This window comes from Pseudomonas sp. 300 (genome assembly GCF_055803035.1).
This window is the reverse complement of sequence record NZ_JAVLRV010000002.1, coordinates 2,925,924-2,952,733: the sequence shown is the minus strand read 5'-3', so window position 1 is coordinate 2,952,733 and position 26,810 is coordinate 2,925,924. Positions and strand designations below refer to the sequence as shown.

The window sequence follows — 26,810 nt, the reverse complement described above, 5'->3', positions numbered from 1 at the left end:
CACACCGCTATCGCGAGCAGGCTCGCTCCCACAGGTTTCAGTGGTGTTTTGGCTGTTTGAGGCACTGCCCGGAACGGGCCTGGCACAGGGCAAACAACCACCGCCGCAACCGCGAAAGTTTCAGTTCCATACCAGCAGCTCCGCAGGCGTAGGGTTGTAGGCATTGCACGGATTATTCAGTTGCGGGCAGTTGGAAATCAGCACGATCACATCCATCTCTGCCCGCAGGTCCACGTACTTGCCCGGCGCCGAAATCCCGTCTTCAAAGGTCAGCCCGCCATCCGCCGTGACCGGCACGTTCATGAAGAAGTTGATGTTCGGCCCGATGTCACCCTTGCCCAGTCGTCCGTCGTGGACGCAGGCGCGCAGGTAGTTGTCGCGGCAGCTGTGCATGTAGCGTTTTTCCAGCGCGTAACGCACGGTGTTGCTCTCCTGCGCGCAAGCACCGCCGAGGGTGTCGTGGCGGCCGCAGGTGTCGGCGACGATGGTCAACATGGGTTTGCCGAGGTTGGAATACAGCACGCTGCCGGTGCTCAGGTAGACGCTATTTTGCCGGCGCAAAGTGCGTTGCACGTCGTAGCGTTCTTTCGGATTGGCGACGCTGTAGAACAAGGTGTCGACGGCCTGGTTGCCTTCCAGATCGAGGATGCGCAGGGTCTGGCCGGCCTTGACTTCCATCAGCCACGGTTCGCCGGCGGGGATGGTGGCGCGGTAGACCGCGGCTTCTGGTTGCTTGGGCGTGGTAGCGATTGCGAGTGACATGGCAGCGATCCTCAGGCGAACAGACGGTCGGTGTTGATGAAGCCGCGCTCGTTTTCCGGGCGCGAAGTGCGGCAGTGTTCGGCGACGCTGGCGTCGGCGTTCATCCAGCTCAACTTCAACGGTTTTGGCGCGTATTCCGGCGATGGGTCCATTGGGTGTTGCAGGGCGGTGAGCACCACCAGCGTGTCCATCGGCGCGTACAACTCGATGTAGTCGCCGGCCTTGGAGTTGCCTTCGACGAAGTGGAAACGCCCGGCCTCATCGACATTCACGCGGCTGAACAAATTGAGCGTCATCAGCAAATCCGACAGGCCCAGACCCCATTTGCCCAGTTCCACCAACAGGTTATCGGTGCCGTTGCGGAAGAAGCCGTTGCGCAGTTCCTGGTAGCGGCCGGCGCCGTATTTTTCTGCCACTTCTTCAGCGCAGAGCACGCCGCCGAGGCTGTCGCTCCAGCCGCAGGTGTCGGCGGTAATTGCCGCCAGCACCCGGCCCATGTCCGAGTAGAGGCAATGGCCAGTGGTGAGCTTGGCGGTGTGTTGGCATTTGAGGCTGTCGGGCAGGTTCAGACGCTCGGTTTTTTCATTGGCGTTGAGCAGCGTCAGGCTGACATTGGCACCGCCACGCAGGTCGGTGAGGCGCAGCAATTGGCCGCGCTTGAGGACGAAAGAACGATGGCCGCCGCCGGGGAGCATTTCTTCGGCGAAGGGTGGAAACAGTTGGGTCGAATCAGTCATGTGCAAATCCTCTTAAGCGGTGCGAAGCGTGCCTGCCAACTCAATCGGCAAGGCATCGACGGCGGCACGGGAGGCGCGGCGGTCGCTGTTCAATGGGATGTCGTAGGTGATGCGCGCGCCATAGGCGCCGGGGGCGTGCGGGTCGACGCGGACCTTGTCGAACACCAGCAAACGGGTGCCGAGGCTGAAACCTTCGGACAGGTCATGGGTGACCATGAACACCGTCAGTTGCGTCTCGCGCCACAGTTCCAGCAGCAAGGCGTGCATGTCTTTGCGGATGCCCGGATCGAGCGCGCCGAACGGTTCGTCGAGCAGCAACACGCGGGGTTTCATGATCAGCGCCTGGGCGATGGCCAACCGTTGTTGCATGCCGCCGGAGAGCTGCGCCGGGTACTTGTCCAGCGAGTGGCCGAGACCGACTTTGTGCAGCAGCACCGAGGCCTGTTCGCGCGCCTCTTTTTTAGCGCTGCCGAACAGGCGTCCGAGCAGCGGTGAACGTGGGAGTTCGAGTCCGAGGGCGACGTTGTCCAGCACGGTCAGGTGCGGAAATACCGAGTAGCGCTGAAACACCACGCCACGGCTCGAATCCGGCTCGCTGGCCAGGGCCTGGCCGTCCAGCAGAATCTCGCCGCGACTGGCGCGTTCCTGGCCGAGCAACAGCCGCAGGAAGGTCGATTTGCCGCAACCCGACGCACCGACCAGGGTGCAAAACTCACCCTCGTTGACGTTCAGGTTCAAGCCTTCGAGCACCACCTGATCGGCGTATTGCTGCCAGACGTTTTTCACCGTGATGAAGCTCATGCGCGGGCTCCTTCATACCAAGGGAACGCGCGTTGGGTCAGGCGCTTGAGGCCCCAATCCATCAGCCAGGCGAGCAAGGTGATCCAGACCACGTACGGCAGGATCACATCCATCGCCAGATAACGGCGCACCAGAAAAATCCGGTAGCCGAGGCCGTCGGTGGAAGCGATGGCTTCGGCGGCGATCAGGAACAACCACGCTGAACCGAGCATCAGCCGCAGCGAGATCAGCAGGCGCGGCAGCAATTGCGGCAGCACCACACGCAGCATCAGCGTCCAGGTTGAAGCGCCGAGGGTCTGGGCCTTGATCAGCAACTCCACCGGAATTTCCCGGGCGCGCTGTTCCAGATCCCGCGCCAGGCACGGGGTGATGCCGATCACGATCAGCATCACTTTCGACAATTCCCCCAACCCGAACACGATGAACAGAATCGGCAGGATCGCGAGCGGCGGCACCATCGACAGCACCGTCAGCAACGGCGACAACGGCGCGCCGAACAGCGGCAACGTCCCGGCGGCGATGCCCAGGCAAAGCCCGGCCAGCGCGCTGATGCCGAGGCCGATCGCCAGGCGCCGCAAACTGGACGCGGTGTCTTGCCACAACACGTATTCACCGGTGCGGCTGTCGGCGCTGAACGCCAGGCGCTTCACCGCATCGGTCATCTGCACGGCGCTCGGCAACAGTTTGTCGTTGGGGTTGTCCAGCAGCCGTTCGGCCGAGCCCATGAAGTAGGCCAGCAGCACCAGGGCGAACGGCAGGATCACCAACAGCAGGCGACTCGGACGATCCGGGTGACGATTGATCAGGCGCATGGCCAGGTCCTCTTCTTACAGCTTGGCGTCGGCGGCCATCTGCACGTAACTCGGATCGAAGCGCAGCTTGAGGTTGGTCTTGTCGCCGCTGGTCACGCCATTGGCGAAGGCCATGCCGACGGCGCTGGTGTCCTTGGCGCCTTCACCGAGCAAGCCGTGCTGAAAGGAAAACTCGGCGACCTTGCGCATGGTTTCCGGCAGTTGCTTGCTGGTGGAAAACGCCAAGGCTTCTTGGGGTGTGGCGAACAATTTGGTGGTGTCGAGTTGCGCTTGGAAACCCACCAGGTCAGTGCCCGAGGCCTTGGCCATGTGCTCGAGCGCGGCTTTGCTGGCGGCGTTTTTCGCGTTCATCAACTCGACCACTTCGAACCACGCACCGGTCAGCGCTTTGCCCAGGGCCGGGTTGTCTTTGAGGGTGGCGCTGTTGACCACCATCATGTCCATGATTTCGCCGGGGATCTGGCTGGAGTTGAAGACTTCGGTCACGCCGGGCTTGGCTTTGATGTCCGAGAGCATCGGGTTCCAGGTGGTGACGGCGTTGACCTGATCGGTGCTGAAGGCCGCCGAAATGTCAGCGTCGGAGGTGTTGACCACTTTCAGGTCTTTCTCGGTGAGGTCCACCGAATCCAGTGCCCGGGCCAGCAAGTAGTGGGAAACCGACAGCTCGACGAGATTGACGTCCATGCCCTTGAGGTCGCTGACTTTCTTGCCGTCGCCCTTGAGCACGATGCCGTCGTTGCCGTTGGAGAAGTCGCTGACGATCAACGCGGTGCTGTCGACGCCGCCAGCTGCCGGAATGGTCAGCGCGTCCATGTTGGTCATGGTGCAACCGTCGAATTGGCCGGCGGTGTACTGGTTGATGGATTCGACGTAGTCGTTGAGCTGCACCACATCAATCTTGATGCCGTACTTCTTGGCCCATTTGTCGACGATGCCTTGGCTGCCGGCGTATTCCCAAGGCATCCAGCCGGCGTAGATGGTCCAGCAGACGCTGAAGTGGTCTTTTTGCGCAGCCTGGGACGAGACGCTCACGAGGGCTGCAAACGCAGCGGCGAGGAGGGCGGGTAAACGAAGCTTGAGCATGGGTGATTCTCCAGTTGATCAAGGGCGGGCAGGAGTCAACGCGGCACCGTAAACGGTGGCTTGTCTCCCGGGCTTTTGTCCCGCCGTGTAACCTCAACTGGAGGTCGCCAACTCTCGGACCAGCCACTCGCCTTAGCGAGCCGGAACCCTAGTCAGCCATTGCAAATTGTGGTGCCGCGAACCTGTGATGACTCCTGCACGGGTTTGCTAAAGCGAGAGCCGTGCCAAGTCGCCCGAAGCGCTCTGGGCCGGGGGATTGCTTTTTGGCCGGGAGAGTCGAGGGTCGTTCGTTGCTTTGTGATGGTGCATCCGTGCACTGAGATGTAGCGTGGCGGGCCGCTGATCTGAAGGTCGGTGTCGTCTGGCACTTGCCATTGCATCGTCAGTCAAAACAGGTGTCAGCCGGCCTGTATCGGCTGTGGTCTTTCAGGAGGCCGCCATGTTTCGTCGACTGTTGCTGGGTGTTGTGCTCGGTGTCGGGTTGGCCGGTTGCTACTACTACGCCGGCTCCTACGACGTGTATTCCACGCCTTATTACTCTCCCGGCTATGTGCCGTATTCCTACTATTACGGCCCGCGCTACTACTATGGCCCGCGCTTTTACGGTGGTTATCGCTACTACTATTGGGGCGGGCATGCGCCCCGTCATTACGGCGGTGGATATCGCGGAGGTCACCATTAATCAGCGGATGAATGGATGAAAAACCTTTCATCGGCCAGATGTTTCAACTTGTTGCAAGACCGCACCAGATTTCGAAATCGATGTCTGATCTCTCGACAGTCACCGAATAATTGACTGTCGCCCGCCAGCGTCGCTGGTGTGGCTCACTCGCGGTCCAGGAGGCCGCCATGCTCCTTCAAAAAATGCTCCGTCGAATTCTTCTGATAGCTGTAGTGGGATTGTCTCTCGGTGCGTGCGTGCCCTATGCCGATGGAGGAGGCAGCTACTACAGTTCCGAGGTGTACACGTCCCCTGCGCCGTATTACTCCGGTGGCGGGCCTTACTACTCCAATGGCGGTTACTACACGTCGCCGCGCCGGTATTACTCACCGCCGGCCCGCTATTACCAGCCGACACCGCGGTACTACCACCAGCCGCGGGTGTATCAACCGGCACCGCGTTATTACCAGCCATCGCCACGAGGCGATTACCGGGCCCATCAGAGTCGCGGCTGGGACGGCAATGGCCGGGGCGGTTGGGATGGCCGTAACCGTGGCAATTGGAACAACGACAATCGCGGCGGCCACGGCGGACGCGATGGCCGGGGGGGACGGGGCAGTCATGATGGGCGTGGCGGTCACCGGTAACATGAGTTAACGGCAAGACCTGTGGGAGCGAGCCTGCTCGCGAAGGCGGAGTGTCAGTCACATCATTGATGGATGACAAACCGTATTCGCGAGCAGGCTCGCTCCCACATTTCGTTTTGTGACCTTACAAATCCGCCAGCGGATGCCTACCTTCCCAAGCCTTGTGAAAATGCGCCTCCACCACCGCATCCGGCACACTATTGATGTCGGGCCAATGCCAGTGCGGTTTCTGATCCTTGTCGATCAACCGCGCCCGCACGCCTTCGCTGAATTCCGGATGGCGGCAGCAGTTGAGGCTCAAGGTGTATTCCATCTGGAAAACCTGGGCCAGCGACATATGTCGCGCACGGACGATCTGTTCCCAGACCAGATGAGCAGTCAGCGGCGAACCTTCACTCATTGTTCGCGCGGCACGGCTGAGTAGCAGGTCGGTGCTATCGCGCTGCTGGCTGATGGCCTTCCAGGCGCATTGCACGTTACTGACGTCCAGCAGTTCATCGATCTGCTGACGACGCGGCAGCCACTGGGCTTCGGGCATCTGCGCGAGTGCTTCCTGCTGCAAGGCCTTGAGCAGACTGTTGAGCTGCATCGGCGTCTGTTCCTGCCAGTTCAACTGCAGCAACCCTTCGATCAGCTCCCCCAGCTGTTCATCGAGTAGAAAGCGGTCGGCCAGGTCCAGGTCAATCGCATCTCGACCGTTCATGTGCGCACCGGTCAGGCCGAGGAACAGACCGAGCTTGCCGGGCAGGCGCGACAGAAACCAACTGGCGCCGACATCCGGATACAAACCAATGCTGATTTCCGGCATTGCCAGTCGGCTGCTCGGCGTGACGATGCGGATGCTCGCACCTTGCAATAGGCCCATGCCTCCGCCCAGAACGTAGCCATGGCCCCAGCAGATCAACGGTTTCGGGTAGGTGTGCAGGCTGAAGTCCAGTCGGTACTCCGCCGCGAAGAAATGCGCGGCCAGCGGGGGGACTTCACCCGGATGCGCGCGACAGGCTTCCACCAGGCTGCGGACTTCGCCGCCGGCGCAAAAGGCCTTGGCACCTTTGCCGCGCAACAGGACGCAGACAATTTGCGGCTCTTTGGCCCACGCGTCCAATTGATCGCGCAAGGCGTTGATCATCGGCAAGGACAGGGCGTTCAGGGACTTTTCGGCATCCAGGCTGGCAACGCCGATGCGGGCGCCGTCGGTGCCGGTGAGTTCTTCGAAGTGCAGATTCATCGTGACCTCGATCGGGAATTTGAGCGTTCAGTATGATCGCAATGCAGGAAAGTGCCGGTTCTGCGTCAGATCAATTGACAAGCGTGATGGGCTTTCCTAGGGTTCGCCCCATTGTTTTTTCCGGATGTAACCATGACTGCTGACGACCGTATCAAACTCGAACCGGGCTGGAAGGAAGCACTGCGTGCTGAGTTCGACCAGCCCTACATGGCAGAGTTGCGCAATTTCCTGCAACAGGAACGTGCGGCGGGCAAGGAAATCTATCCACCCGGCCCGATGATTTTCAACGCGCTGAATTCGACGCCGCTGGATAAGGTCAAGGTCGTCATCCTCGGTCAGGACCCGTATCACGGCCCGGGTCAGGCCCATGGCTTGTGCTTTTCGGTGCAGCCGGGCGTACCGGCGCCGCCGTCGCTGGTGAACATCTATAAAGAGCTGAAGCGCGACCTGAACATCGACATTCCCAACCATGGCTATCTGCAGAGTTGGGCCGATCAGGGCGTGTTGATGCTCAATACGACGATGACGGTGGAGCGGGCCAATGCCAATGCGCACAAAGACAAGGGCTGGCAGTTTTTTACCGACCGGATCATTGAAGTGGTCAGCCAGCAGCAACCGCACCTGGTGTTCATGCTGTGGGGCGCCCATGCCCAGAGCAAGCAGAAACTGATCGACGCGACCAAGCATCTGGTGCTGACGTCGGTGCATCCGTCGCCGCTGTCCGCTTATCGCGGGTTTCTCGGGTGCGGGCACTTCAGCCGGACCAACAAGTTTTTGGAGCAGAATGGCGAGACGCCGATCGAGTGGCGGTTGCCGCCGGTTTGATGGGCTGACCGAGGCGTTCCGACGATGAGGGCGCCTCGGTCTATCAGACGGAGTCCGGGTGGCGATTCCAATACTTGAACAACGGCTCCGCCAGAAACAACACGAACAACAAACGCATCACCTGCATCGCGGTCACCAATGGCACCGACAATTGCAGGGTCTCCGCCGTCAGGCTCATCTCCGCAATCCCGCCGGGCATCATGCCCAAAGTCAGCGAACGCAAATCCAGATGTGTTAGTGCACTCAACCCGAGTGCTGCTGCCGTGGCGATCAACATCGTCAGCACTGTTCCGATCAAGGTCCGCCCCATAAACGAAGGCGCCCGCCGGAAAAACTGCCGATTGAAGTGACAGCCCAGGCCGCTGCCGATCAACCATTGGCCAATCTGGCTGCCGCCATGGGGCAAGCCAATATGCAAATCCCAACCAATGCTCACCGCCGCGCTTACCAGCAACGGCCCGAACAACCACGGATTGGGTTGACGAAGACGTTCCCAAAGCCAGGCCGCCAACGCGCCTGCCGGGAATAGAAGGGCCAGCCACCACCAGTTGACGGCCGTCGGATGAACGATGGGCGCACCGTCGCCCAGCAAATACTTGAACGCCGCCGGCACACACAGCACCACCACCAGCACCCGCAGACTTTGCCCGGCCGCTACGCGACTGAGCACGGCGCCATTGCGCGCGCCGAGGTTGACCATCTCCCCGGAACCGCCGGGCATGCTGGAAAAGAACGCGGTGGCGCGATCCTCACCGGTGCGCCGCATCAACCAGACCCCGACGATGGCCGAGAGGCTGGTGACCAACGCACCGAAGAAGATCAGACCAAAGTGGCTCAGCACCTGCTCCATCACCATCGGGGTGAAGTGCAGGCCGATGCCGATACCGACAACCCATTGGCCGCACTTGCGGCCACCGGGGATTTCCGCCAATTGCCACGGTGTCAGACAGCGCACCAGGATGATCGCCAGCAACGAGCCGACCATCCATGGCAGCGGCCAGCCGACGAGGCTGGCCAGGTAGCCGCCCAGCGCGCCGACCAGCGGCGTACCCCACCAGGCGTTGAAGGGTGTTCGATCAGACATCGGCAATGGCGCGCTGAGCAGCCGAACGTTTGCGCCAGATCCGCAGCAGCGGCATCAACAGCATGATCGCCGTCAGGACCCAGCAACCGAACGTGATCGGGCTCGACCAGAGGATTTCCAGCGCACCGTTGGAAATCGACAGGGCGCGACGCAGGTTCTGCTCCATCAAGCCTCCGAGGATGAAACCCAGCAGGACCGGCGACAACGGGAAGTCCAGCTTGCGCAGGATGTAACCGAAGATACCGATGCCGATCATCAGGAACAGGTCGAACGTGGTGGCGTGCACCGCGTAGACGCCGATCCCGGTGATGATTGCGATCACCGGAACCAGCGCCCAGTTCGGCACGGCGAGGATGCGGGTGAAGATGCGGATCATCGGGATGTTGAGGATCACCAGCATGATGTTGGCGACGAACAAGGAGGCGATCAGGCCCCAGACGATGTCGGGTTGCTGCTGGAACAGGAGCGGACCCGGGGTGATGTTGTACAACGACAGCGCGCCGATCATCACCGCGGTGGTGCCCGAACCTGGAACGCCGAGCGTCAGCATGGGCACCAGTGCACCGCACGCGGCACCGCCAATGGCGGTTTCCGGTGCCGCGAGGCCGCGCATGTCGCCTTGGCCGAACGTGCCTTTGGCCCCTGCGATACGCTTCTCGGTCATGTAGGCCACGGCGCTGGCAAGGGTCGCGCCGGCACCCGGCAACACGCCCATGATGAAACCCAGCAGACCGCAACGAATGTTCACCACGAACACCGCCGAGGCTTCCTTGAAGTTGAACATCATGCGGCCGGTGGCTTTTACTGCCTCCTGACCGTGGTGGGTTTTTTCCAGCAGCAGGAGAATTTCACTGATGGAGAACAGGCCCAGCACCAGCACGACGAACTGAATACCGTCGGTCAGGTGAATGTTGTCCCCGGTGAAGCGGTAGACACCGCTGTTGGCATCGATGCCGACCGTCGACAGAAAGAGACCGATCAGCGCTGCGATGAAGGTCTTCAATGGACGATCACCAGCCATGCCGCCGAGACAGACAATCGCGAACACCATCAGCACGAAATATTCCGCCGGCCCGAAGGCAATCGCCCATTTCGCCAGCAGCGGAGCGAACAGCACCATGCCGCAAGTGGCGATGAACGCACCGATGAACGAACTCCACGCCGACAGCGACAGCGCCACACCGGCCAGGCCTTTGCGGGCCATCGGGTAACCGTCGAGGGTGGTCATGACGGTGGAGGCTTCGCCCGGAATGTTCAGCAGGATCGAGCTGATCCGGCCGCCGTACTCGCAACCCAGATACACCGCGGCCAGCAGAATCAACGCCGACTCCGGTGGCAGCCCGAGGGCGAATGCGATCGGGATCAACAGCGCTACGCCGTTGATCGGACCCAGGCCGGGCAACAAGCCGACAACGGTGCCGATCAAGGTGCCACACAGGGCGGTCACCAGATTGTACGGGCTCAGCGCGACGCCGAAACCCTGACCCAAATAGCCAAGAGTATCCATATCAGTTCTCCAGAACGTCGAGCACGCCCAGTGGCAGTGGCACGTCCATCAACTTGTCGAACAGCAGGTAAAGACCGATCGCCATCAGGCTGATGATGATCGCGCTGGGCAGCCAGCGGCCGCCGTACAGGCGCGCCATCGGGACGCCGATCAAAATGCTCGCGGCAATGAACCCGAGCGGTTCGAAAGTGCCCGCGAATACCAGCAACAGCACCACGCAGATGCCGATTTTGGTCAGGGTTTCGCGGTCCATCGGCGGTTCGTCAGGGTTGTGCTTGATCGGTGCGGGACGGAACACCATGTACAACAGTGCCATGCCCATCAGCCCGAGCATCAGCAGCGGAAACGCACGAGGACCCACCGGTTCATAAGAAAAGGCCGCTTGGTACGGCCATGCCATCAGTGCCAGACCCACACAGGCCAGTAACAGCACCGACGCAAAAATGCGTTGTAAGAGCATAGGAAACTCCTGTGCCGCAGCCCCGCAGAAAGGGGGCCGCCGCCGCTAGACAGAGGCGATCACTGAATCAGGCCGAACTCTTTGGCCAGCACTTTGTAGTCCGCGACCTGCTTCTTCACGTAGGTGTCCAGCTCCGGGCCGGTCATGGCGAACGGGAACAGTTCACGCTGATCGCGCAGCTTGGCGAACTCAGGTGATACCAGCAGTTTGTCGAAGGCGTCTTTCCACCAGGCGTAGTCTTCATCGCTGACTTTTGGCCCGAGGTAGAAGCCGCGAACCACTGGCCAGACGATGTCGTAGCCTTGCTCTTTGGCGGTCGGAATGTCTTTCATTTCCGGCTCGTCCAGGCGTTTCTCGGAGAACACCGCCAGCAGGCGCATGTCGCCGCTCTGGATGTGCGGCATGGAGTCGGAGATGTCGGTGCTGCCGACCTGGATGTGGCCGCCGAGCAGCGCGGTGGCGATTTCACCGCCGCCTTCGAGGGCGACGTAACGCAGATCGCGCGGGTTGATCCCGGCGGCCTTGGCGATCAGCGCGGTTTGCATCCAGTCCTGGCTGCCGACGGTGCCGCCGGAACCGATCACCACTTTGCTCGGATCTTTCTTCAGCGCCTGAACGAGATCGTCGAGGGTTTTGTAAGGCGAATCGCTTTTCACCGCGATGGCGCCGTAGCTGGTGCCGACGGCGGCCAGCCAGCGCACGTTGGTTTCATCGAAGCGACCGAACTTGCCCTGGGCCAGGTTGAGCAACGAACCGCTGGACCACGCCACGAGCGTGCCGGCATCGGCCGGGCGTTGAGCGACCACCGCGTTGTACGCCACCGCGCCGACACCGCCGGGCATGTAGGTCACGCGCATCGGTTTGGTCAGCAGCTTTTCGTTGACCAGCGCGCTTTGCGCCAGTTTGCAGGTCAGGTCGAAACCGCCGCCAGGCGAGGCCGGGGCGATGCATTCCGGGCGTTTCGGCTCGGCCATCAGTTGGCCGGCAAACAGCATGCAGCTGGCGGCGAGGGCGAAACGGCGCAGTGATCGATTCATTGTTGTCTCCACGGGAGTTGTTGTTTTTGGGGATGTTTCAGGTGCGACAGTTTCGCGTTGCGCAGCCGTTGACGGCGCTGACAAACGTAAACGATGGGAATTGAGAAAAGAGATGATGCGGACAAACCTGAAGCTGTGTGGACAGCATGGCGACGTACCTCGTTATTGTTCTTATTGGCGAAAACGCATCAAGGCGTTTTTCGGGAGCTACATTTCAAAGCACAGTCGATGGCTTACAGTCGAAACCATCCGTGGGCCGACTGTAACGGTCGAACCTTTCACTAACCTTTCAGTGGGCTTTCACGGTTTTCGGGCTTCACAGCGGCGGATGCGGCTGTAAACTCCGCGCCAAAGAATGGCGTCGAACATCCCTGAATGAGGTAAAGATCCATGCGTGTTCTGCTCGTCGAAGACCATCTGCAACTCGCCGACAGTGTCGCCCAGGCGCTCAAGAGCACCGGGCTGACCGTGGATGTGCTGCATGACGGAGTGGCTGCCGACCTGGCGTTGAGTAGCGAGGAATACGCGATGGCGATCCTCGACGTCGGCCTGCCGCGCATGGATGGTTTCGAAGTGCTGGCGCGCCTGCGGGCCCGGGGCAAGAACCTGCCGGTGCTGATGTTGACCGCGCGCAGCGACGTCAAGGACCGGGTCCATGGCTTGAACCTTGGCGCTGACGATTACCTGGCCAAGCCTTTCGAACTGACCGAACTCGAAGCCCGGGTCAAAGCCTTGCTGCGCCGCAGCGTGCTCGGCGGCGAGCGCCAGCAGACCTGCGGCGTACTGGCTTACGATCTGGACACCCGGCGCTTCACCCTTGGCGAAGAATTGCTGACCCTGACCTCCCGCGAACAAGCGGTGCTCGAAGCGCTGATAGCGCGTCCCGGTCGGGTGATGAGCAAGGAGCAACTGGCTGCCCAGGTGTTCGGTCTGGACGAAGAAGCCAGTCCCGACGCCATCGAAATCTACGTCCACCGCTTGCGCAAGAAACTCGACGGCCAACCGGTCGCCATCGTGACCTTCCGCGGTCTCGGCTATTTGCTGGAAAGCCGCGATGCATAAGCCCAGCAGCCTGCGCTGGCGGTTGCTGTGGAACCTCGCGTTGTTGTTGGTGGTGTTGATGCTGGCCAGTGGTTTGAGCGCGTACTGGAACGGGCGCGAGGCCGCCGACACCGCGTACGACCGAACCTTGCTGGCCTCGGCACGAACCATTGCCGCCGGGGTGTCCCAGCGCGATGGCAGTCTGAGCGCCGACGTGCCCTACGTGGCCCTCGATACCTTCGCCTACGACAGCGCAGGGCGGATTTTCTATCTGGTCAATGACATCAATCAGAAGTTGATCTCCGGTTACGAAAACCTGCCGCCACCGCCGCCGGGCACGCCGCGCACCGATGACTATCCGGCGCTCGCACGTTTCTACAACGCGACGTATCAGGGGCAGAACGTGCGGGTGGTGAGTCTGCTCAAACCTGTGAGCGAGCCGAACATGAACGGCATGGCGGAAATCCGCGTGGCGGAAACCGATGAAGCGCGGGTCAGCATGGCCCGTAGCCTGGCGGCGGACACGTTGCTGCGACTGGGCATGCTGGCGGTCGGCGCGTTGCTGATGGTGTGGTTTGCGGTGAGTGCAGCGTTGCGTCCATTGGAGCGTTTGCGTACAGCGGTGGAGGAGCGGCAGTCCGACGATCTGCGGCCGCTGCCGTTGGTGGAAGTGCAGCATGAATTGTGGCCGCTGGTGCGCGCCCTCAATCACTTTACCGAACGCCTGCGCGGGCAGTTTGAGCGGCAGGCGCAATTCATCGCCGATGCCGCCCATGAACTGCGCACGCCACTGGCGGCGCTCAAGGCCCGGCTTGAGCTTGGCCTGCGCTCGACCGAGCCCGAGACCTGGCGCAACACATTGGAAACGGCGGCCCAGGGCACGGACCGCTTGACCCATCTGGCCAATCAATTGCTCTCGTTGGCGCGGGTCGAGAACGGTGCCCGGGCAATCGCCGAGGGCGGTGCGCAATTACTCGATCTGAGTCAGTTGGCCCGGGAACTGGGCATGGCGATGGCGCCGTTGGCCCATGCCCGTGGCGTGGCGCTGGCGCTGGAGGCCGACGAGCCGGTGTGGCTGCGCGGTGAGCCGACGCTGTTGAACGAGCTATTGAGCAATCTGGTGGACAACGCGCTGGCCCATACGCCGCCCGGCGGCAATGTGATCCTGCGGGTCTCGGCGCCAGCGGTGCTGGAAGTCGAGGATGATGGTCCGGGGATTCCGCTTGAAGAACGTGATCGGGTGTTCGAGCGCTTCTATCGTCGCAACCAGCAGGTGGCCGGGTCGGGGTTGGGGCTGGCGATTGTCGGCGAGATCTGCCGCGCGCACCTGGCACAGATCAGCCTGCACGATGGCGAGCAGGCGGGGTTGAAGGTGCGGGTGAGTTTTATCGCGGGGGAGTGATGGCTGTGCTGCCAGTTCGCGATGGGGGAGGCGCGGTTTCAATCAGTAAAACATCGACCGCGACTCTTCCAGATCCCTGCACATCGCCTCATTCTCCGGGTCGATTCCCAACTTTTTGAAGGCCGGTACGCTGAGCGGGTCGATACGGGCGATGGGATGGTCGGTGTCCTTGTGGCAATACAAGCTGGCCACTTGCACCAGATCCACATAGTCGACGCGCTCGGACTCACGCTTGAAGTCCAGATACAGCCCCGGCACCTGTACCAGCATTTCCGGAAATTCCCAGACCCGGAGCAATTTGTCGCCTAGCAGCGGGTGAATCTGGTCGATCACATGGTTCAGGCTGACCGAGTCTGACAACAGTTCGTAGTGGTCCTCTGCGTAGGTCAGGATCGGCAGTACGCCAATCTGATGTACCAGTCCGCCCAGCGCGGCCTGATCGGGTTTGAGCTGCGTGTAACTGCGGCACAGCGCATAGCTGACCCCGGCGATTTCCAGGCTTTTGCGCCAGACATCGCGCATCTTTTTTTCCACCACGTCAGAGCGCGCATGGAAAATCTGTTCCATGACCAGGCCGATGGCCAGGTTGCTGCTGTAGTTGACGCCCAGGCGCGTGATTGCCGTGTGCAAGTCAGTGACTTCCTGGGTCGCACGCAGCAGCGGGCTATTGACCACTTTGATCAGGCGCGCCGACAGCGCCGTATCGCGGCCAATCACTTTACTCAGGGTGCTGACACTGATTTCCGGGTCTTCAGCGGCCTTGCGAATCTGCAGAGCCACTTCCGGTAACGTTGGCAGAACCAGGTCATCGTTATCGATGGCCTCAACCAAATCCTGTTGGACCTTATCCGCCAAATCGCTCATTTCTTTTCTCTAGGGTGTTGCAAACAGGTACTGCTGTTAACGCTGGATTTCGCGATCGCGATCCAGTTCATAAGGCAGATCAAGCAGGTGCAGGGCTGGCCCTTCGAGCGCGCCCAGATGGACATCGCCACCGTCCGCAGCTTCGGCTTGCAGGACTGCCAGGAGTTCAATGTTTTGCTCCGCGCGTGCGGCAATCACCACTTCGCCGATGGAACTGCCGTGTGTCGGGGAAAACAACGGTGTGCCGGGCTCAGGCAATGCATCGGCGTCCAGCTTCAGACGATACAAGCGACGCTTGAGTTTGCCCAGATACTGCATCCGCGCAACGATTTCCTGGCCGGTGTAGCAACCTTTCTTGAAACTCACGCCGCCGACGGCTTGCAGATTGAGCATCTGCGGGATGAACAATTCGCGTGTGCCCGGCATGACCTGGCCGATCCCTGCGCGGATCTGGCCCAGCAGCCATTGATTGAGGTCGCCTTCGGCCAGCAGGGCAGACAGCTGGCCCTTGACGACATCGGCCTGATCGGCGCTGACCCAGAGTTCGGCACGGTCCGGCGAAACGCGGATAGCGATCAGTTGGTCATGGCGCGCAACGCTGTCGGTGTCTGCCGGCAACGCAAGTCCCAGGCTGCCGAGTGCGGCATCGCCATGGTCAACGCCGAACCGGACCCAGGCAGCGCTTTCATCGGTCAATTTCGATTTGGAGAACACGGCGTACTTTTTCAGATCCGCCAGTTGCGGCTCCAGCAGCTCGGTGGCCATGGCCATGAGCACGCCATCGCCTTGCAGCAGAATGCGGAAGCTCGATTGCATCCGGCCCTTCTGGGTGCAGCGCGCGCCGAGGCTGGCCTGGGTGTCGCTCAGGTAATTGAGGTTGCAGGTCAACTGGCCTTGCAAGAATTTGCCGGCATCAGCGCCGCGGACCGCGAGAACGCCTTCGTGAGACAGGGTGCAGAAAAAAGCAGAATCGGCCATGGGACATCGCAGGTTAAAAGAGTCTGGGGGACATCATAAGGGGGCGCCCATGAAATGGGTAGTTCACAAAAGCTCGGCACTGCCCGACCAAAGCCGACTGTTCGATGATGTCGGGGGCTGTATACTTGCCGCCTATTTGAGGAGCGCTCCATGGTCGAAGATGTAGAACTGAATCGCCTCTACTGGCACAGCCGCCGCGGCATGCTTGAACTTGACGTGTTGCTGGTGCCGTTCGTGAAAGAGGTCTACCCGCACCTCAATGATGTCGACCGTGATTGCTACCGCAAGCTGCTCGAATGCGAAGATCAGGACATGTTCGGCTGGTTCATGGAACGCGCCGAATCGGAAGACCCTGAGCTGCAGCGCATGGTTCGCATGATCCTGGATCGTGTCCAGCCCAAGTAATGCGTTCGAATGCCGCTGGCATGCCTCACGGCAGTTGCTGGCGGCGTATCTGTTGGCCCAGCTGTTCGCGCTGGGTGCGTTGTTTCTGCTTGCCATACCGGTCTGGGCCAGCTTGCTCGGCGCTGTTTGCTGCCTGGCTCATGGCGTCTGGGCATTGCCACGCCAGATTTTATTGACACACCCACAGGCGTTTCGCGGCTTGCGTCGCGATGCGGATGGCTGGCAGTTGTGGAATCAGGCGGCGGGTTGGCAGGCGGTTCAGCTACGGCCGGACAGCCTGGCTCTGCCGCTGGTCGTAGTCCTGCGTTTTCGCCTGCAGGGCGAGCGTCGGGTTCGGGCGATCTGCGTGCCCCGGGATTCGCAGGCGGCGGATGTGCACCGACGCCTGCGGGTTCGGCTCGCGTTCAGTCGGCGTAGGTGGGCGGCACCAGAATAGTGTCCAGCGCCACCGGCAGCAGGTTCGGGTAGTCGAGGGTGTAATGCAGGCCGCGACTTTCCTTGCGTTCCATGGCTGACTGGATCATCAGTTCTGCCACTTGGGCCAGGTTACGCAGCTCGATCAAATCCCGGCTGACCTTGTAGTTGCTGTAGAACTCGTCGATTTCGTCGAGCAACAGCCGCACGCGATGCTGTGCTCGTTGCAGGCGTTTGTTGGTGCGCACGATGCCGACGTAATCCCACATGAATCGCCGCAGTTCATCCCAGTTGTGCGCAATGATCACGTCTTCGTCCGAGTCGGTGACCTGGCTGGCATCCCAGACGGGCAGGGCGATCGGAATCGAAACTTGCGGCAGTTGCTCCAGAATGTCCGCTGCCGCGGAGCGCGCGTAAACGAAACACTCAAGCAACGAGTTGCTGGCCATGCGGTTGGCACCATGCAGGCCGGTGAAACTGGTTTCGCCAATGGCATACAGCCCCGGCACGTCGGTGCGGCCTTGCTGATCGACCATCACGCCGCCGCAGGTGTAGTGCGCTGCGGGAACCACCGGAATCGGTTGCTTGGTGATGTCGATGGAAAACTCCAGGCAGCGCTCGTACACCGTCGGGAAGTGCGTCTTGATGAACGCTTCCGGCTTGTGACTGATGTCCAGATAAACGCAATCGACACCGAGGCGCTTCATTTCGTGGTCGATGGCCCGGGCAACAATATCCCGTGGCGCCAGTTCGGCGCGCGGGTCGAAACGTTGCATGAAGCGTTCGCCATTGGGCAGTTTCAGGTGTGCACCTTCGCCGCGCAGGGCTTCGGTGATCAGGAAACTCTTGGCTTGAGGGTGATACAGGCACGTCGGGTGAAACTGGTTGAATTCCAGGTTCGCCACCCGGCAACCCGAACGCCAGGCCATGGCGATGCCATCACCGCAGGCGCCGTCGGGGTTGCTGGTATAGAGGTAGACCTTGGCGGCACCGCCGGACGCGAGGATCACGAAACGTGCGCCGTAGGTGTCGACTTCTCCAGTGCCGCGGTTGAGCACGTAGGCGCCGAGGCAGCGGTCGCCTTCAAGACCCAGGCGCTTCTCGGTGATCAGATCGACGGCGACCCGTTGTTCCAGCAACTCGATGTTGGGCCGTTGTCTGGCTTTGTCGAGCAGGGTTCTGAAAATCGCTGCGCCGGTGGCATCGGCGGCGTGAATGATGCGCCGATGGCTGTGACCGCCTTCACGGGTCAGGTGAAACTCGAAACCACCGTCTTCGGTGCCGGATTGTTCATCGCGGGTGAACGGCACGCCTTGATCGATCAGCCATTGGATGGCTTCTTTGCTGTGCTCGACGGTGAAGCGCACGGCGTCTTCGTGGCACAGGCCGCCACCAGCGTTGAGGGTGTCATCGACGTGGGACTCAACTGTATCGGTGTCGTCCAGAACGGCAGCGACACCGCCCTGGGCCCAGAATGTCGAGCCGTTGGCGAGGTCGCCTTTGCTCAGTACGGCGATACGCAAATGATCGGGCAAGGTCAGCGCAAGGCTCAAACCGGCAGCACCGCTGCCAATCACCAGAACATCGTGTTGAAACTGTTGGCTCATTTCAGGATTCCGCTCAAAGCGACCCGGGTCGGGGTTGGCGCATGACTCTGGAACGGCGAGTCGAGGCAGCCACACAGCGCACTAGTATATAGAGGGGGGGAGCGGCACAATAGCCGAGGTCACATGGCATTGTGAAACTACTGTGACGGAAAAGACTTGACGCTTCGTCGGATGATTTTTTCACCGGTTCGGCGACAAGAGGACTGTATCGTCGATTTAACAGTCTTTTTCCATTCACGGTTGCACAATGTCGGTCTGGCACAGCTATAAATATTTGGAACTTTTGCCAAAGGCCCAAGATCAATAGACCGTTGCCTGAATCAAGGGACAGTGTCGGCTTCAATGCAGGATTGCGGTTTGATCCTTGCCGGCGAATCCGATGACAAGATTATTCGCGCAGCCGGGTTTTCCCGAGCTGCGCTTTTCGTGCGTGCCAAATCAGAGCCCGCAGGAAACTTGCTTGGAGGGGGAGAACTTTTGCGAAAAGCCCGAGTCTATGTTTGCAAGTCTGGTCGTTTAGTTATGCAAGCTTCCTCCGAGCTTATCGAGGAGAGTTCATGCTAACCCAGGAAGAGGATCAGCAGCTCGTCGAACGCGTTCAGCGCGGCGACAAGCGAGCTTTCGATCTGCTAGTGCTGAAATACCAGCACAAAATTCTCGGGTTGATCGTGCGTTTCGTGCACGACACCCATGAAGCCCAGGATGTGGCACAAGAAGCCTTTATCAAGGCATACCGTGCGCTTGGAAATTTTCGCGGAGACAGCGCGTTTTACACGTGGCTTTACCGCATCGCCATCAACACGGCGAAAAATTATCTGGTTTCACGCGGCCGTCGGCCGCCGGATAGCGATGTCAGTTCTGAAGATGCCGAGTTCTACGATGGCGATCATGGCCTCAAGGATCTCGAGTCGCCTGAACGCGCATTGCTGCGGGATGAGATCGAAGGCACCGTCCATCGAACCATTCAGCAACTGCCAGAAGATTTGCGTACGGCTTTAACTTTACGTGAATTCGATGGTCTGAGTTACGAGGACATTGCGGCAGTCATGCAGTGTCCGGTGGGTACCGTGCGCTCCCGGATTTTCCGCGCTCGGGAGGCCATCGATAAAGCCCTGCAGCCGTTGTTGCAGGAAAACTGAGACAGCGGCGACAGCCAAGAGAGGAACGCCATGAGTCGTGAAGCCCTGCAGGAATCGCTGTCCGCAGTGATGGATAACGAAGCGGACGAACTGGAATTGCGTCGGGTATTGAATGCCTTCGACGATGTAGAAACCCGTGATACATGGGCTCGTTATCAAATCGCTCGGGCAGTGATGCACAAGGATCTGCTGCTTCCACGTCTGGACATCGCTGCGGCAGTTTCTGCTGCGCTGGCTGACGAAGCCGTGCCGGCGAAAGTCTCCCGTGGTCCATGGCGCAGCCTGGGTCGACTGGCTGTAGCTGCGTCGGTCACCGTTGCCGTATTGGCAGGTGTTCGTCTGTACAATCAGGACGAGATCGCGGGTGTCGAACTGGCTCAGCAATCCAGTCAACCGGGTCTGGCCGTTCCTCAGGTCAAGGGCCCAGCTGTATTGGCAGGCTACAATGAAAGTTCGGAAGCCACCGGTCCTATGGCCAATGGCGTTTTGCAAGGTCAGCCAGGCTGGCACGATCAGCGTCTGCCAAGCTACTTGCGCCAACATGCTCAACAGGCTGCACTGAAAGGTACTGAGAGCGCTCTGCCTTACGCTCGTGCAGCAAGCCTGGAAAACCGTTAAGGAGGATCATGCGCGCCATACCTCTACTTTCGCTTCTGCTCGGTGGCTGGTTCATCGTTCCAGCCCACGCCGATGAGGCACAAGACTGGTTGACCCGTCTTGGTCAGGCCGAGCAACAGCAAAGCTTTCACGGTACTTTCGTCTACGAGCGTAACGGTAGTTTTTCTACCCACAACATCTGGCACCGCGTCCAGGATGGCAAGGTCCGCGAGCGGTTGCTCCAGCTCGACGGGTCGGCTCAGGAAGTCGTGCGCATTGATGGACATACTCAATGCGTCAGCGGCACTCTGATTGCAGGGCTTGGGGATTCCCCCAACTCCGCAGCTCGTGCACTTGATCCACAAAAGCTCAAGAATTGGTACGAACTTGCCGTCATCGGCAAGTCGCGTGTGGCCGGACGTGCGGCGGTCATTGTTAGCCTGACGCCTCGCGATCAACATCGCTACGGTTTTGAATTGCATCTGGATAAAGAAACCGGCCTGCCTCTCAAATCATTGCTCCTGAATGAGAAAGGGCAGTTGCTGGAGCGATTCCAGTTTACGCAGCTGGATACTTCCGACGTGCCCTCCGACGACGAGTTGCAGGCGGGCCCGGATTGCAAAGCCGTCACCCTCGACAGCGACAAGGCGTCAGCGGTCAAGGCTGCCCAAAACTGGCATACGGACTGGTTGCCTGCCGGCTTCGAGCTGACAAGCAGTACCTCGCGCAAGGATCCCGAAACCAAAACCCAAGTCAGCAGCCTGATGTATGACGATGGTCTGGCCCGTTTCTCGGTGTTTCTGGAACCGCTGAATGGCGCTACCGTCACCGATACTCGTACTCAGTTGGGCCCAACCGTGGCTGTATCCCGGCGTGTGACGACCCCTCAAGGCGAGATGATGGTCACCGTGGTCGGTGAAATCCCGGTAGGCACTGCTGAACGGATCGCGCTGTCCATGCGCACCGATGCCACTGCAACCCAGTAGTGAGCTATATCGAAATGTTTGGTGAGCATTTCTATTTGCAAATATCCCCGAAATTTTTTATAGGTCAGAGCCCCTCGGCTCTGGCCTTGTTTGTTGTTCCCGGAACAAAAATACCGGCGTATTGTTCCCGGTGTTCCTTGCTCCATATCGCTTAACTATGCTCGTCGTAACGGGAGCCGTATGTCGATACCACGCTTGAAGTCTTACCTCTCCATTTTTGCCACCGTGCTGGTGCTCGGTCAGGCGGTCGCTGTGCAAGCAGCCGAATTGCCTGACTTCACACAGCTGGTCGAGCAGGCCTCGCCCGCGGTGGTGAACATCAGTACCACGCAGAAACTGCCGGATCGAAAAGTGAGCGAGCAGATGCCCGACCTCGAGGGCTTGCCGCCGATGTTGCGCGAGTTTTTCGAACGCGGCATGCCGCCACAACCGCGTACACCTCGCGGCGATCGTCAGCGTGAGGCCCAATCCTTGGGGTCGGGTTTCATCATCTCGTCTGACGGCTACATCCTGACCAACAACCACGTGATTGCCGATGCCGACGAAATTCTCGTTCGTCTCGCTGACCGCAGCGAGCTGAAAGCCAAACTGGTCGGCACCGATCCACGCTCCGACGTGGCGCTGCTGAAAATCGAAGGCAAGGATCTGCCAGTCCTGAAACTGGGCAAATCCCAGGACCTGAAAGCAGGCCAGTGGGTTGTGGCCATCGGCTCGCCATTCGGTTTCGACCACACCGTGACACAAGGCATCGTCAGCGCCATCGGCCGCAGTCTGCCGAACGAAAACTATGTGCCGTTCATCCAGACCGACGTGCCGATCAACCCGGGTAACTCCGGTGGTCCGCTGTTCAACCTGGCGGGTGAGGTAGTGGGGATCAACTCTCAGATCTACACCCGTTCCGGCGGTTTCATGGGCGTGTCGTTCGCAATCCCGATCGACGTGGCCATGGACGTTTCCAACCAGCTGAAAAGCGGCGGCAAAGTCAGCCGTGGCTGGTTGGGTGTCGTCATTCAGGAAGTGAACAAGGATCTGGCCGAGTCGTTCGGTCTTGAAAAGCCGGCCGGTGCGCTGGTGGCCCAGATCCAGGATGACGGTCCGGCTGCCAAGGGTGGCCTGCAAGTGGGTGACGTGATCCTGAGCATGAACGGTCAACCGATCGTCATGTCTGCCGATCTTCCGCATCTGGTCGGCGCGCTGAAGGCTGGCGCCAAGGCCAATCTTGAAGTGATTCGTGAAGGCAAGCGTCAAAATGTCGAGCTAACGGTCGGCGCCATCCCTGAAGAAGGTAAGGAACTGGATACCCTGCCGAAATCAACCACTGAGCGCAGCAGCAATCGCCTGGGTGTTTCGGTGGCCGAGCTGACCGACGAGCAGAAGAAAACCTACGACCTCAAAGGGGGTGTGGTGATCAAGGAAGTCCAGGAGGGTCCTGCTTCTCTGATCGGCTTGCAGCCAGGTGATGTCATCACTCACCTGAACAATCAGGCGATTGGCTCCACCAAGGAGTTCACCGATATCGCCAAGGCGCTGCCGAAGAACCGCTCGGTGTCGATGCGGGTTCTGCGTCAAAATCGCGCCAGCTTCATCACCTTCAAACTGGCTGAATAAACCGGTTGTCGGCTGAGTAAAAAACCGCCTCGAAAGAGGCGGTTTTTTTGTGCCTGTTGAAAGGCGTCAGCCCATCATGTCCTTGATCATGCGCTCTTGCTCCATCAGCTCCCGTTGGCGGGCGTCGATACGCGACGACAGCGGGAAGTTGGTCCCGGCCTTGCGCTTGGCGAAGTCCAGTTGCTGAATGGCCTGGCGGTAGTCGCCAACCAGCGCAAAGTACTCGGCGCGCGCCTGATGCAAACCGATGATATTGCCTGACAGACCACGGGTTTCCGCCACCATGTACCAGACATCAGGATCATCGGGACGGCTTTTGAGCAAACTCTCCAGCGCTTTTTCCGCTTCGGGCGCCCGGTTTTGCTTGAGCAGCAAATCGACGCGCACCTGATTCAGCGGGTAGTTGCCCGGATACTGAGTCAACATCCGGTCCACCCGGGTTTGAGCGTCCGGCAGGCGATTGTTGGTGATATCCAGATCGATCTGCGCCAGGTTGTAGATGATCTCGTTTGGCGACTTGGCCAGCAGCGACTTGAGATTCTCCCGTGCTTCGTTCAGTTGGCCACCCTTGATCTGGGCGATCGCCAACCCATAACGCGCAACGTCGTTTTTCGGGTTTTCATCCAGCTGTGCGCGGAAGCGCTTGGCGCCCAAGCCTGGGGTTTCTTCGTAAATCAGCTGGACTCGCGCACGAATCAGCTGATAACGCATGGAGTCTTCGATTCCGCCCTGTTTGGCCTGCTCGGCGCGGTTGCGGGTGTCGGCGATCCGCGATTCGGTCACCGGGTGAGTCAGCAGGAATTCCGGTGGCTTGGCGTCGAAGCGATATTGACGCGCCAACCGTTCGAACATGGTCGGCATCGAGCGGGGGTCGTAACCGGCTTTTTCCAGGTTGAGGATGCCGATGCGGTCGGCCTCCTGCTCATTCTGGCGCGAGAAACGTCGTTGTTCCTGAATCGCTGCTGCCTGCGTGCCTGCAATGGCCGCGATCCCGGCATCACCGGCACCGGCAGCGGCAATCACGATCCCGGCCAGCAGCGCGGCCATCATCGGTACCTGCATGCGCTGTTGTGCTTCAACGCCCCGGGCAAAGTGGCGCTGCGACAAGTGAGCCAGTTCGTGAGCGAGTACCGAAGCGTATTCGCCCTCGGTCTGGGCATTAAGGAATAACCCGCCGTTGACCCCGACAATCCCGCCCGGCGCCGCAAAGGCGTTGAGTTGCGGGCTGTTGATCAGGATGAACTCCAGGCGACGGTCGTTGACCTGGCTGGTTTCCACCAGCCGATAAACGCTGGATTCGACGTAATCCTTGAGCTGCGGATCATTGAGCTGGGAAACCTGGCTACGCAACAGCGCCAGCCAGGCGCGGCCCAACTGGTGTTCCTGTTGTGGCGAGACAATGGCAGAACTGGCGTCGCCGAGTGACGGCAGATCGTCGGCGAAGCCCGGTGAGGCGAGCAGGCAAGCGAGCGTCAGCAGGGTAGGGCGCAAAAAAGTCATGCACAAAGCCTTAGTCGACAAAGACCTTACTGTAGCCGGACAGTACGCTTCGGACCAGATATTCTAAGCCGCTCGAACACCAGACCAGGAGTAACGCAATGACCGACGCTGTAGCCCATGACGCCGAACTGGACGCCAGCGGCCTGAATTGTCCGTTGCCGTTGCTCAAGGCCAAGCTGGAACTCAATCGGATGGCCAGCGGCGCGGTGCTCAAGGTGATCGCCACCGATGCGGGCTCGCAGCGCGACTTTCGCACCTTTGCCCGTTTGGCCGGTCATACGCTGCTTCGTGAAGAAGATGAAGCGGGCGTTTACCGCTACTGGTTGAAAAAAGCCTGAAAACTGCTGCGTTCGTTTCTAAGGATTATTGATGTTCAAAGTGTTACGCGACTGGATTCAGCGTTATTTCTCCGATGAAGAGGCGGTGGTGCTGGCGGTCCTGCTGTTTCTGGCGTTTACCGCTGTGCTCACCCTGGGCGGCATGCTCGCACCGGTGCTCGCCGGGATGGTGCTGGCGTATCTGATGCAAGGGCTGGTGGTGACACTTGAACGACTTCGCGTGCCGGGCGGCGTGGCGGTGGGGCTGGTCTTCGCCTTGTTCATGGGCGTGTTGCTGGTGTTCATTATTGTCGTGGTGCCGTTGCTCTGGCATCAGCTGATCACGCTGTTCAATGAGTTGCCGGGCATGCTCGCCAAGTGGCAATCACTGTTATTGCTGTTGCCCGAGCGCTACCCGCATCTGGTCTCCGACGAGCAGGTTCTGCAGGCCATTGAGGTGGCGCGAGGCGAGATCGGCAAGTTCGGCCAGTGGGCACTGACCTTTTCGCTGTCGAGTCTGCCGCTGCTGGTCAACATCATGATCTACCTGGTGCTGGTGCCGATTCTGGTTTTTTTCTTTCTCAAGGACCGGGAAATGATCGGCCAGTGGGTCCGCGGTTATTTGCCTCGTGAGCGCGCGCTGATCACCCGCGTTGCCCACGAAATGAACCGGCAGATCGCCAACTACATTCGCGGCAAGGTCATCGAGATTTTCATTTGCGGTGGGGTGACCTACATCGCGTTTGTCGTATTGGAACTCAACTACGCGGCACTGTTGGCGTTGTTGGTGGGCGTGTCGGTGGTGGTGCCTTATGTTGGAGCCGTGGTGGTGACCGTGCCCGTGTTGCTGATTGCGTTGTTTCAGTGGGGCTGGAGCGATCAGTTCATCTATTTGATGGCGGTCTACGGAATTATTCAGACGCTGGATGGCAATGTGCTGGTGCCGCTGCTGTTCTCGGAAGCGGTCAACCTGCATCCGGTGGCGATCATCTGCGCGGTGTTGTTGTTTGGCGGGTTGTGGGGATTCTGGGGGGTATTCTTTGCGATCCCCCTGGCGACGCTGTTCAAGGCAGTGCTGGATGCCTGGCCGCGCAAGGAGCCAGTGGTGGCGCCGCTGCTTTAATCTGATTCACAGGATGAGGCGGAGGGCCTCATCGGGGCAAGCCCGCTCCTACAGGATCGATGCAGTCCCTGTGGGAACGGGCTTGCCCGCGATGGCGTCAGTACAGACGCCAATAAAGCTTAGGCCTTGTTCAATGCCTGAGCCGCTGCCAGAACGGCATCCACATGCCCCGGCACCTTCACACCACGCCATTCCTGACGCAGCACGCCATTCTTGTCGATCAGGAACGTGCTCCGGTCAACGCCCATGTATTCCTTGCCATAAAGCTTCTTCAGCTTGATCACATCGAACAACTGGCACAGCGCCTCTTCTTTGTCGCTGATCAGCTCGAAGGTGAACGCCTGTTTGGCTTTGAAGTTCTCATGGGATTTCAGGCTGTCACGGGACACGCCGAAGACTTCGGTGTTTGCCGCTTTAAAGACCTCAAGCTGATCGCGAAAGCCTTGACCCTGGGTCGTGCAGCCCGGCGTGCTGTCCTTCGGATAGAAGTAGATCACCACTTGCTTGCCTTTAAGGCCCGCGAGGCTGACGGTCTGCCCGCTGGTGGCGGGCGCTTCGAAGTCGGCAACCGGTTGGTCGATGGCAACGGCCATGAAAGCTTCCTTACATTGGGTTTTGTGGGCGCCACGGTTCGATCAGGGCATCCAGGTTCAGCGCGTCGGCGAAATCCAGGAACTGATCGCGCAACCAGCTGATTTGCACGCCGGCGGGCAAGGTCACGGTAAACGTGGCGTTGAGCATGGTGCCGCCGGTTTGCGGCGCCTGATACGTGTCGCAGGTCAGGTTTTCCAGCTCGACGTTATGGTCCATGAAGAACTGGCACAGCTCGTTGATGATGTCCGAGCGATAGGCCGAGCTGACATAAGCGACGTAAGGCAAGGCCTGGGGACGATTCTCCAGCGCCGCGCTACGCACCACGTTAACGGTAAATGCGTGCTTCTTGGCGAGGCCCGACAGGCTGCCTTCCAGGCGAGCCAGGGCGTCCCAGCTACCGGAGATCTCGAGGATCAACGCACTGCACTCGCCATGACGGGTCAGGCGAGAGGTGACCACGGCGCAGCGGTTTTCATGGCTGGCGCGGCACAGGACGTTAGTCAGCTCCATGGGGTTGGCGCCGAGGGCACTGATGACAAGGAATTGTTCGCGAACTGTGGGGGTGGACATGCAGCATTCCTAAAGCGATGA

General features: G+C 60.0%; 29 protein-coding genes and 1 riboswitch. Of the genes, 13 read left to right on the top strand and 16 right to left on the bottom strand.

The annotated features are described in order from the left end of the window. Window positions 1-120: 120 nt before the first annotated feature. From Q7W83_RS19940 to Q7W83_RS19920, 5 genes are read right to left on the bottom strand one after another with little or no spacing between them, the layout of a single operon-like run. Window positions 121-762 (bottom strand): urea amidolyase associated protein UAAP2, encoded by a 642-nt coding sequence (locus tag Q7W83_RS19940; RefSeq protein ID WP_150636312.1) that lies wholly within the window; start codon window positions 760-762, stop codon window positions 121-123. An 11-nt stretch (window positions 763-773) separates the two neighbouring features. Next, window positions 774-1,499, bottom strand: a complete 726-nt coding sequence (locus Q7W83_RS19935; RefSeq protein ID WP_008036212.1) for an urea amidolyase associated protein UAAP1 — start codon at window positions 1,497-1,499, stop codon at window positions 774-776. Window positions 1,500-1,511: 12 nt separating this feature from the next. Further along, window positions 1,512-2,300, bottom strand: a complete 789-nt coding sequence (locus tag Q7W83_RS19930; RefSeq protein WP_473656631.1) for an ABC transporter ATP-binding protein — start codon at window positions 2,298-2,300, stop codon at window positions 1,512-1,514. After that, window positions 2,297-3,112: an ABC transporter permease gene (locus Q7W83_RS19925; protein ID WP_150630917.1), complete on the bottom strand. Its 816-nt coding sequence runs from the start codon at window positions 3,110-3,112 to the stop codon at window positions 2,297-2,299. Before Q7W83_RS19925 ends, Q7W83_RS19930 begins: the two co-directional genes overlap by 4 nt. A gap of 15 nt (window positions 3,113-3,127) precedes the next feature. Further along, window positions 3,128-4,195, bottom strand: coding sequence for a putative urea ABC transporter substrate-binding protein (locus Q7W83_RS19920; RefSeq protein ID WP_473656629.1), 1,068 nt, complete (start codon window positions 4,193-4,195; stop codon window positions 3,128-3,130). 62 nt (window positions 4,196-4,257) lie between these two features. Then, a riboswitch (guanidine-I (ykkC/yxkD leader) is annotated at window positions 4,258-4,358 on the bottom strand. Window positions 4,359-4,634: 276 nt separating this feature from the next. On the opposite strand from Q7W83_RS19920, the gene Q7W83_RS19915 reads away from it, so the two are divergent. Both Q7W83_RS19915 and Q7W83_RS19910 read left to right on the top strand, forming a co-directional pair. Next, window positions 4,635-4,877: a hypothetical protein gene (locus Q7W83_RS19915; RefSeq protein WP_473656627.1), complete on the top strand. Its 243-nt coding sequence runs from the start codon at window positions 4,635-4,637 to the stop codon at window positions 4,875-4,877. 167 nt (window positions 4,878-5,044) lie between these two features. Next, on the top strand, window positions 5,045-5,503 hold the full coding sequence (locus tag Q7W83_RS19910) for a hypothetical protein (protein WP_150630914.1): 459 nt from the start codon (window positions 5,045-5,047) through the stop codon (window positions 5,501-5,503). Window positions 5,504-5,627: 124 nt separating this feature from the next. Here the strand turns inward: Q7W83_RS19910 and Q7W83_RS19905 are convergent, their stop codons facing one another. Beyond that, a complete protein-coding gene (locus Q7W83_RS19905; protein ID WP_458377747.1) occupies window positions 5,628-6,731 on the bottom strand; it encodes an enoyl-CoA hydratase/isomerase family protein in 1,104 nt (367 codons plus the stop codon). A gap of 132 nt (window positions 6,732-6,863) precedes the next feature. Here Q7W83_RS19905 and ung point away from each other — a divergent pair, with 132 nt between their 5' ends. Then, window positions 6,864-7,556, top strand: coding sequence for a uracil-DNA glycosylase (gene ung, locus Q7W83_RS19900; RefSeq protein WP_010462292.1), 693 nt, complete (start codon window positions 6,864-6,866; stop codon window positions 7,554-7,556). A 43-nt stretch (window positions 7,557-7,599) separates the two neighbouring features. Here the strand turns inward: ung and Q7W83_RS19895 are convergent, their stop codons facing one another. From Q7W83_RS19895 to Q7W83_RS19880, 4 genes are read right to left on the bottom strand one after another with little or no spacing between them, the layout of a single operon-like run. Beyond that, window positions 7,600-8,640, bottom strand: coding sequence for an AbrB family transcriptional regulator (locus Q7W83_RS19895; protein WP_473656624.1), 1,041 nt, complete (start codon window positions 8,638-8,640; stop codon window positions 7,600-7,602). Then, complete coding sequence (locus Q7W83_RS19890; RefSeq protein WP_150636326.1) at window positions 8,633-10,147, bottom strand: tripartite tricarboxylate transporter permease; 1,515 nt, start codon at window positions 10,145-10,147, stop codon at window positions 8,633-8,635. Before Q7W83_RS19890 ends, Q7W83_RS19895 begins: the two co-directional genes overlap by 8 nt. Before the next feature lies 1 nt (window position 10,148). Further along, a complete protein-coding gene (locus tag Q7W83_RS19885) occupies window positions 10,149-10,607 on the bottom strand; it encodes a tripartite tricarboxylate transporter TctB family protein (RefSeq protein ID WP_150630910.1) in 459 nt (152 codons plus the stop codon). A gap of 59 nt (window positions 10,608-10,666) precedes the next feature. Then, on the bottom strand, window positions 10,667-11,644 hold the full coding sequence (locus Q7W83_RS19880) for a Bug family tripartite tricarboxylate transporter substrate binding protein (RefSeq protein ID WP_150636328.1): 978 nt from the start codon (window positions 11,642-11,644) through the stop codon (window positions 10,667-10,669). 390 nt (window positions 11,645-12,034) lie between these two features. On the opposite strand from Q7W83_RS19880, the gene Q7W83_RS19875 reads away from it, so the two are divergent. Continuing rightward, the gene (locus Q7W83_RS19875) at window positions 12,035-12,706 is read left to right on the top strand and encodes a response regulator (protein ID WP_084322654.1); all 672 of its coding nucleotides are present in this window, start codon (window positions 12,035-12,037) and stop codon (window positions 12,704-12,706) included. Further along, complete coding sequence (locus Q7W83_RS19870) at window positions 12,699-14,087, top strand: sensor histidine kinase (RefSeq protein WP_150630908.1); 1,389 nt, start codon at window positions 12,699-12,701, stop codon at window positions 14,085-14,087. The genes Q7W83_RS19875 and Q7W83_RS19870 overlap by 8 nt, the downstream gene beginning before the upstream one ends. A gap of 42 nt (window positions 14,088-14,129) precedes the next feature. Here Q7W83_RS19870 and Q7W83_RS19865 read toward each other — a convergent pair whose 3' ends face one another. Together Q7W83_RS19865 and ygfZ are read right to left on the bottom strand one after the other, a co-directional pair. Further along, entirely contained in the window at window positions 14,130-14,951 is an 822-nt protein-coding gene (locus Q7W83_RS19865) for an HDOD domain-containing protein (RefSeq protein WP_150630907.1), read from the bottom strand. Between the two features lie 36 nt (window positions 14,952-14,987). After that, window positions 14,988-15,929, bottom strand: coding sequence for a CAF17-like 4Fe-4S cluster assembly/insertion protein YgfZ (gene ygfZ / locus Q7W83_RS19860; RefSeq protein WP_150630906.1), 942 nt, complete (start codon window positions 15,927-15,929; stop codon window positions 14,988-14,990). A gap of 150 nt (window positions 15,930-16,079) precedes the next feature. On the opposite strand from ygfZ, the gene Q7W83_RS19855 reads away from it, so the two are divergent. Continuing rightward, a complete protein-coding gene (locus Q7W83_RS19855; protein WP_007944081.1) occupies window positions 16,080-16,334 on the top strand; it encodes an FAD assembly factor SdhE in 255 nt (84 codons plus the stop codon). Then, on the top strand, window positions 16,318-16,770 hold the full coding sequence (locus tag Q7W83_RS19850; protein WP_150636332.1) for a protein YgfX: 453 nt from the start codon (window positions 16,318-16,320) through the stop codon (window positions 16,768-16,770). Before Q7W83_RS19855 ends, Q7W83_RS19850 begins: the two co-directional genes overlap by 17 nt. On the opposite strand, the gene nadB is transcribed toward Q7W83_RS19850, so the two are convergent. Beyond that, window positions 16,739-18,355, bottom strand: a complete 1,617-nt coding sequence (gene nadB, locus Q7W83_RS19845) for an L-aspartate oxidase (protein ID WP_150630904.1) — start codon at window positions 18,353-18,355, stop codon at window positions 16,739-16,741. The genes Q7W83_RS19850 and nadB overlap by 32 nt on opposite strands. Window positions 18,356-18,912: 557 nt before the next feature. Between nadB and rpoE the strand changes: the two genes are divergently transcribed. From rpoE to Q7W83_RS19825, 4 genes are all read left to right on the top strand, one after another. Then, on the top strand, window positions 18,913-19,494 hold the full coding sequence (gene rpoE, locus Q7W83_RS19840; RefSeq protein ID WP_007944079.1) for an RNA polymerase sigma factor RpoE/AlgU: 582 nt from the start codon (window positions 18,913-18,915) through the stop codon (window positions 19,492-19,494). Between the two features lie 30 nt (window positions 19,495-19,524). Beyond that, complete coding sequence (locus tag Q7W83_RS19835; protein ID WP_150630903.1) at window positions 19,525-20,112, top strand: sigma-E factor negative regulatory protein; 588 nt, start codon at window positions 19,525-19,527, stop codon at window positions 20,110-20,112. A gap of 8 nt (window positions 20,113-20,120) precedes the next feature. Further along, the gene (locus tag Q7W83_RS19830) at window positions 20,121-21,077 is read left to right on the top strand and encodes a MucB/RseB C-terminal domain-containing protein (protein ID WP_150630902.1); all 957 of its coding nucleotides are present in this window, start codon (window positions 20,121-20,123) and stop codon (window positions 21,075-21,077) included. A 180-nt stretch (window positions 21,078-21,257) separates the two neighbouring features. After that, window positions 21,258-22,685 (top strand): DegQ family serine endoprotease, encoded by a 1,428-nt coding sequence (locus Q7W83_RS19825; protein ID WP_473656618.1) that lies wholly within the window; start codon window positions 21,258-21,260, stop codon window positions 22,683-22,685. Between the two features lie 66 nt (window positions 22,686-22,751). Here Q7W83_RS19825 and Q7W83_RS19820 read toward each other — a convergent pair whose 3' ends face one another. After that, a complete protein-coding gene (locus Q7W83_RS19820) occupies window positions 22,752-24,185 on the bottom strand; it encodes a M48 family metalloprotease (protein WP_150636336.1) in 1,434 nt (477 codons plus the stop codon). Between the two features lie 98 nt (window positions 24,186-24,283). On the opposite strand from Q7W83_RS19820, the gene Q7W83_RS19815 reads away from it, so the two are divergent. Continuing rightward, window positions 24,284-24,523, top strand: coding sequence for a sulfurtransferase TusA family protein (locus Q7W83_RS19815; protein ID WP_028621876.1), 240 nt, complete (start codon window positions 24,284-24,286; stop codon window positions 24,521-24,523). A gap of 31 nt (window positions 24,524-24,554) precedes the next feature. Then, the gene (locus Q7W83_RS19810; protein WP_150630898.1) at window positions 24,555-25,625 is read left to right on the top strand and encodes an AI-2E family transporter; all 1,071 of its coding nucleotides are present in this window, start codon (window positions 24,555-24,557) and stop codon (window positions 25,623-25,625) included. 119 nt (window positions 25,626-25,744) lie between these two features. Here the strand turns inward: Q7W83_RS19810 and Q7W83_RS19805 are convergent, their stop codons facing one another. Together Q7W83_RS19805 and Q7W83_RS19800 are read right to left on the bottom strand one after the other, a co-directional pair. Next, window positions 25,745-26,218: a peroxiredoxin gene (locus Q7W83_RS19805; protein ID WP_150653777.1), complete on the bottom strand. Its 474-nt coding sequence runs from the start codon at window positions 26,216-26,218 to the stop codon at window positions 25,745-25,747. Between the two features lie 10 nt (window positions 26,219-26,228). Next, entirely contained in the window at window positions 26,229-26,789 is a 561-nt protein-coding gene (locus Q7W83_RS19800) for a glycine cleavage system transcriptional repressor (RefSeq protein ID WP_109628402.1), read from the bottom strand. Window positions 26,790-26,810 lie beyond the last annotated feature (21 nt).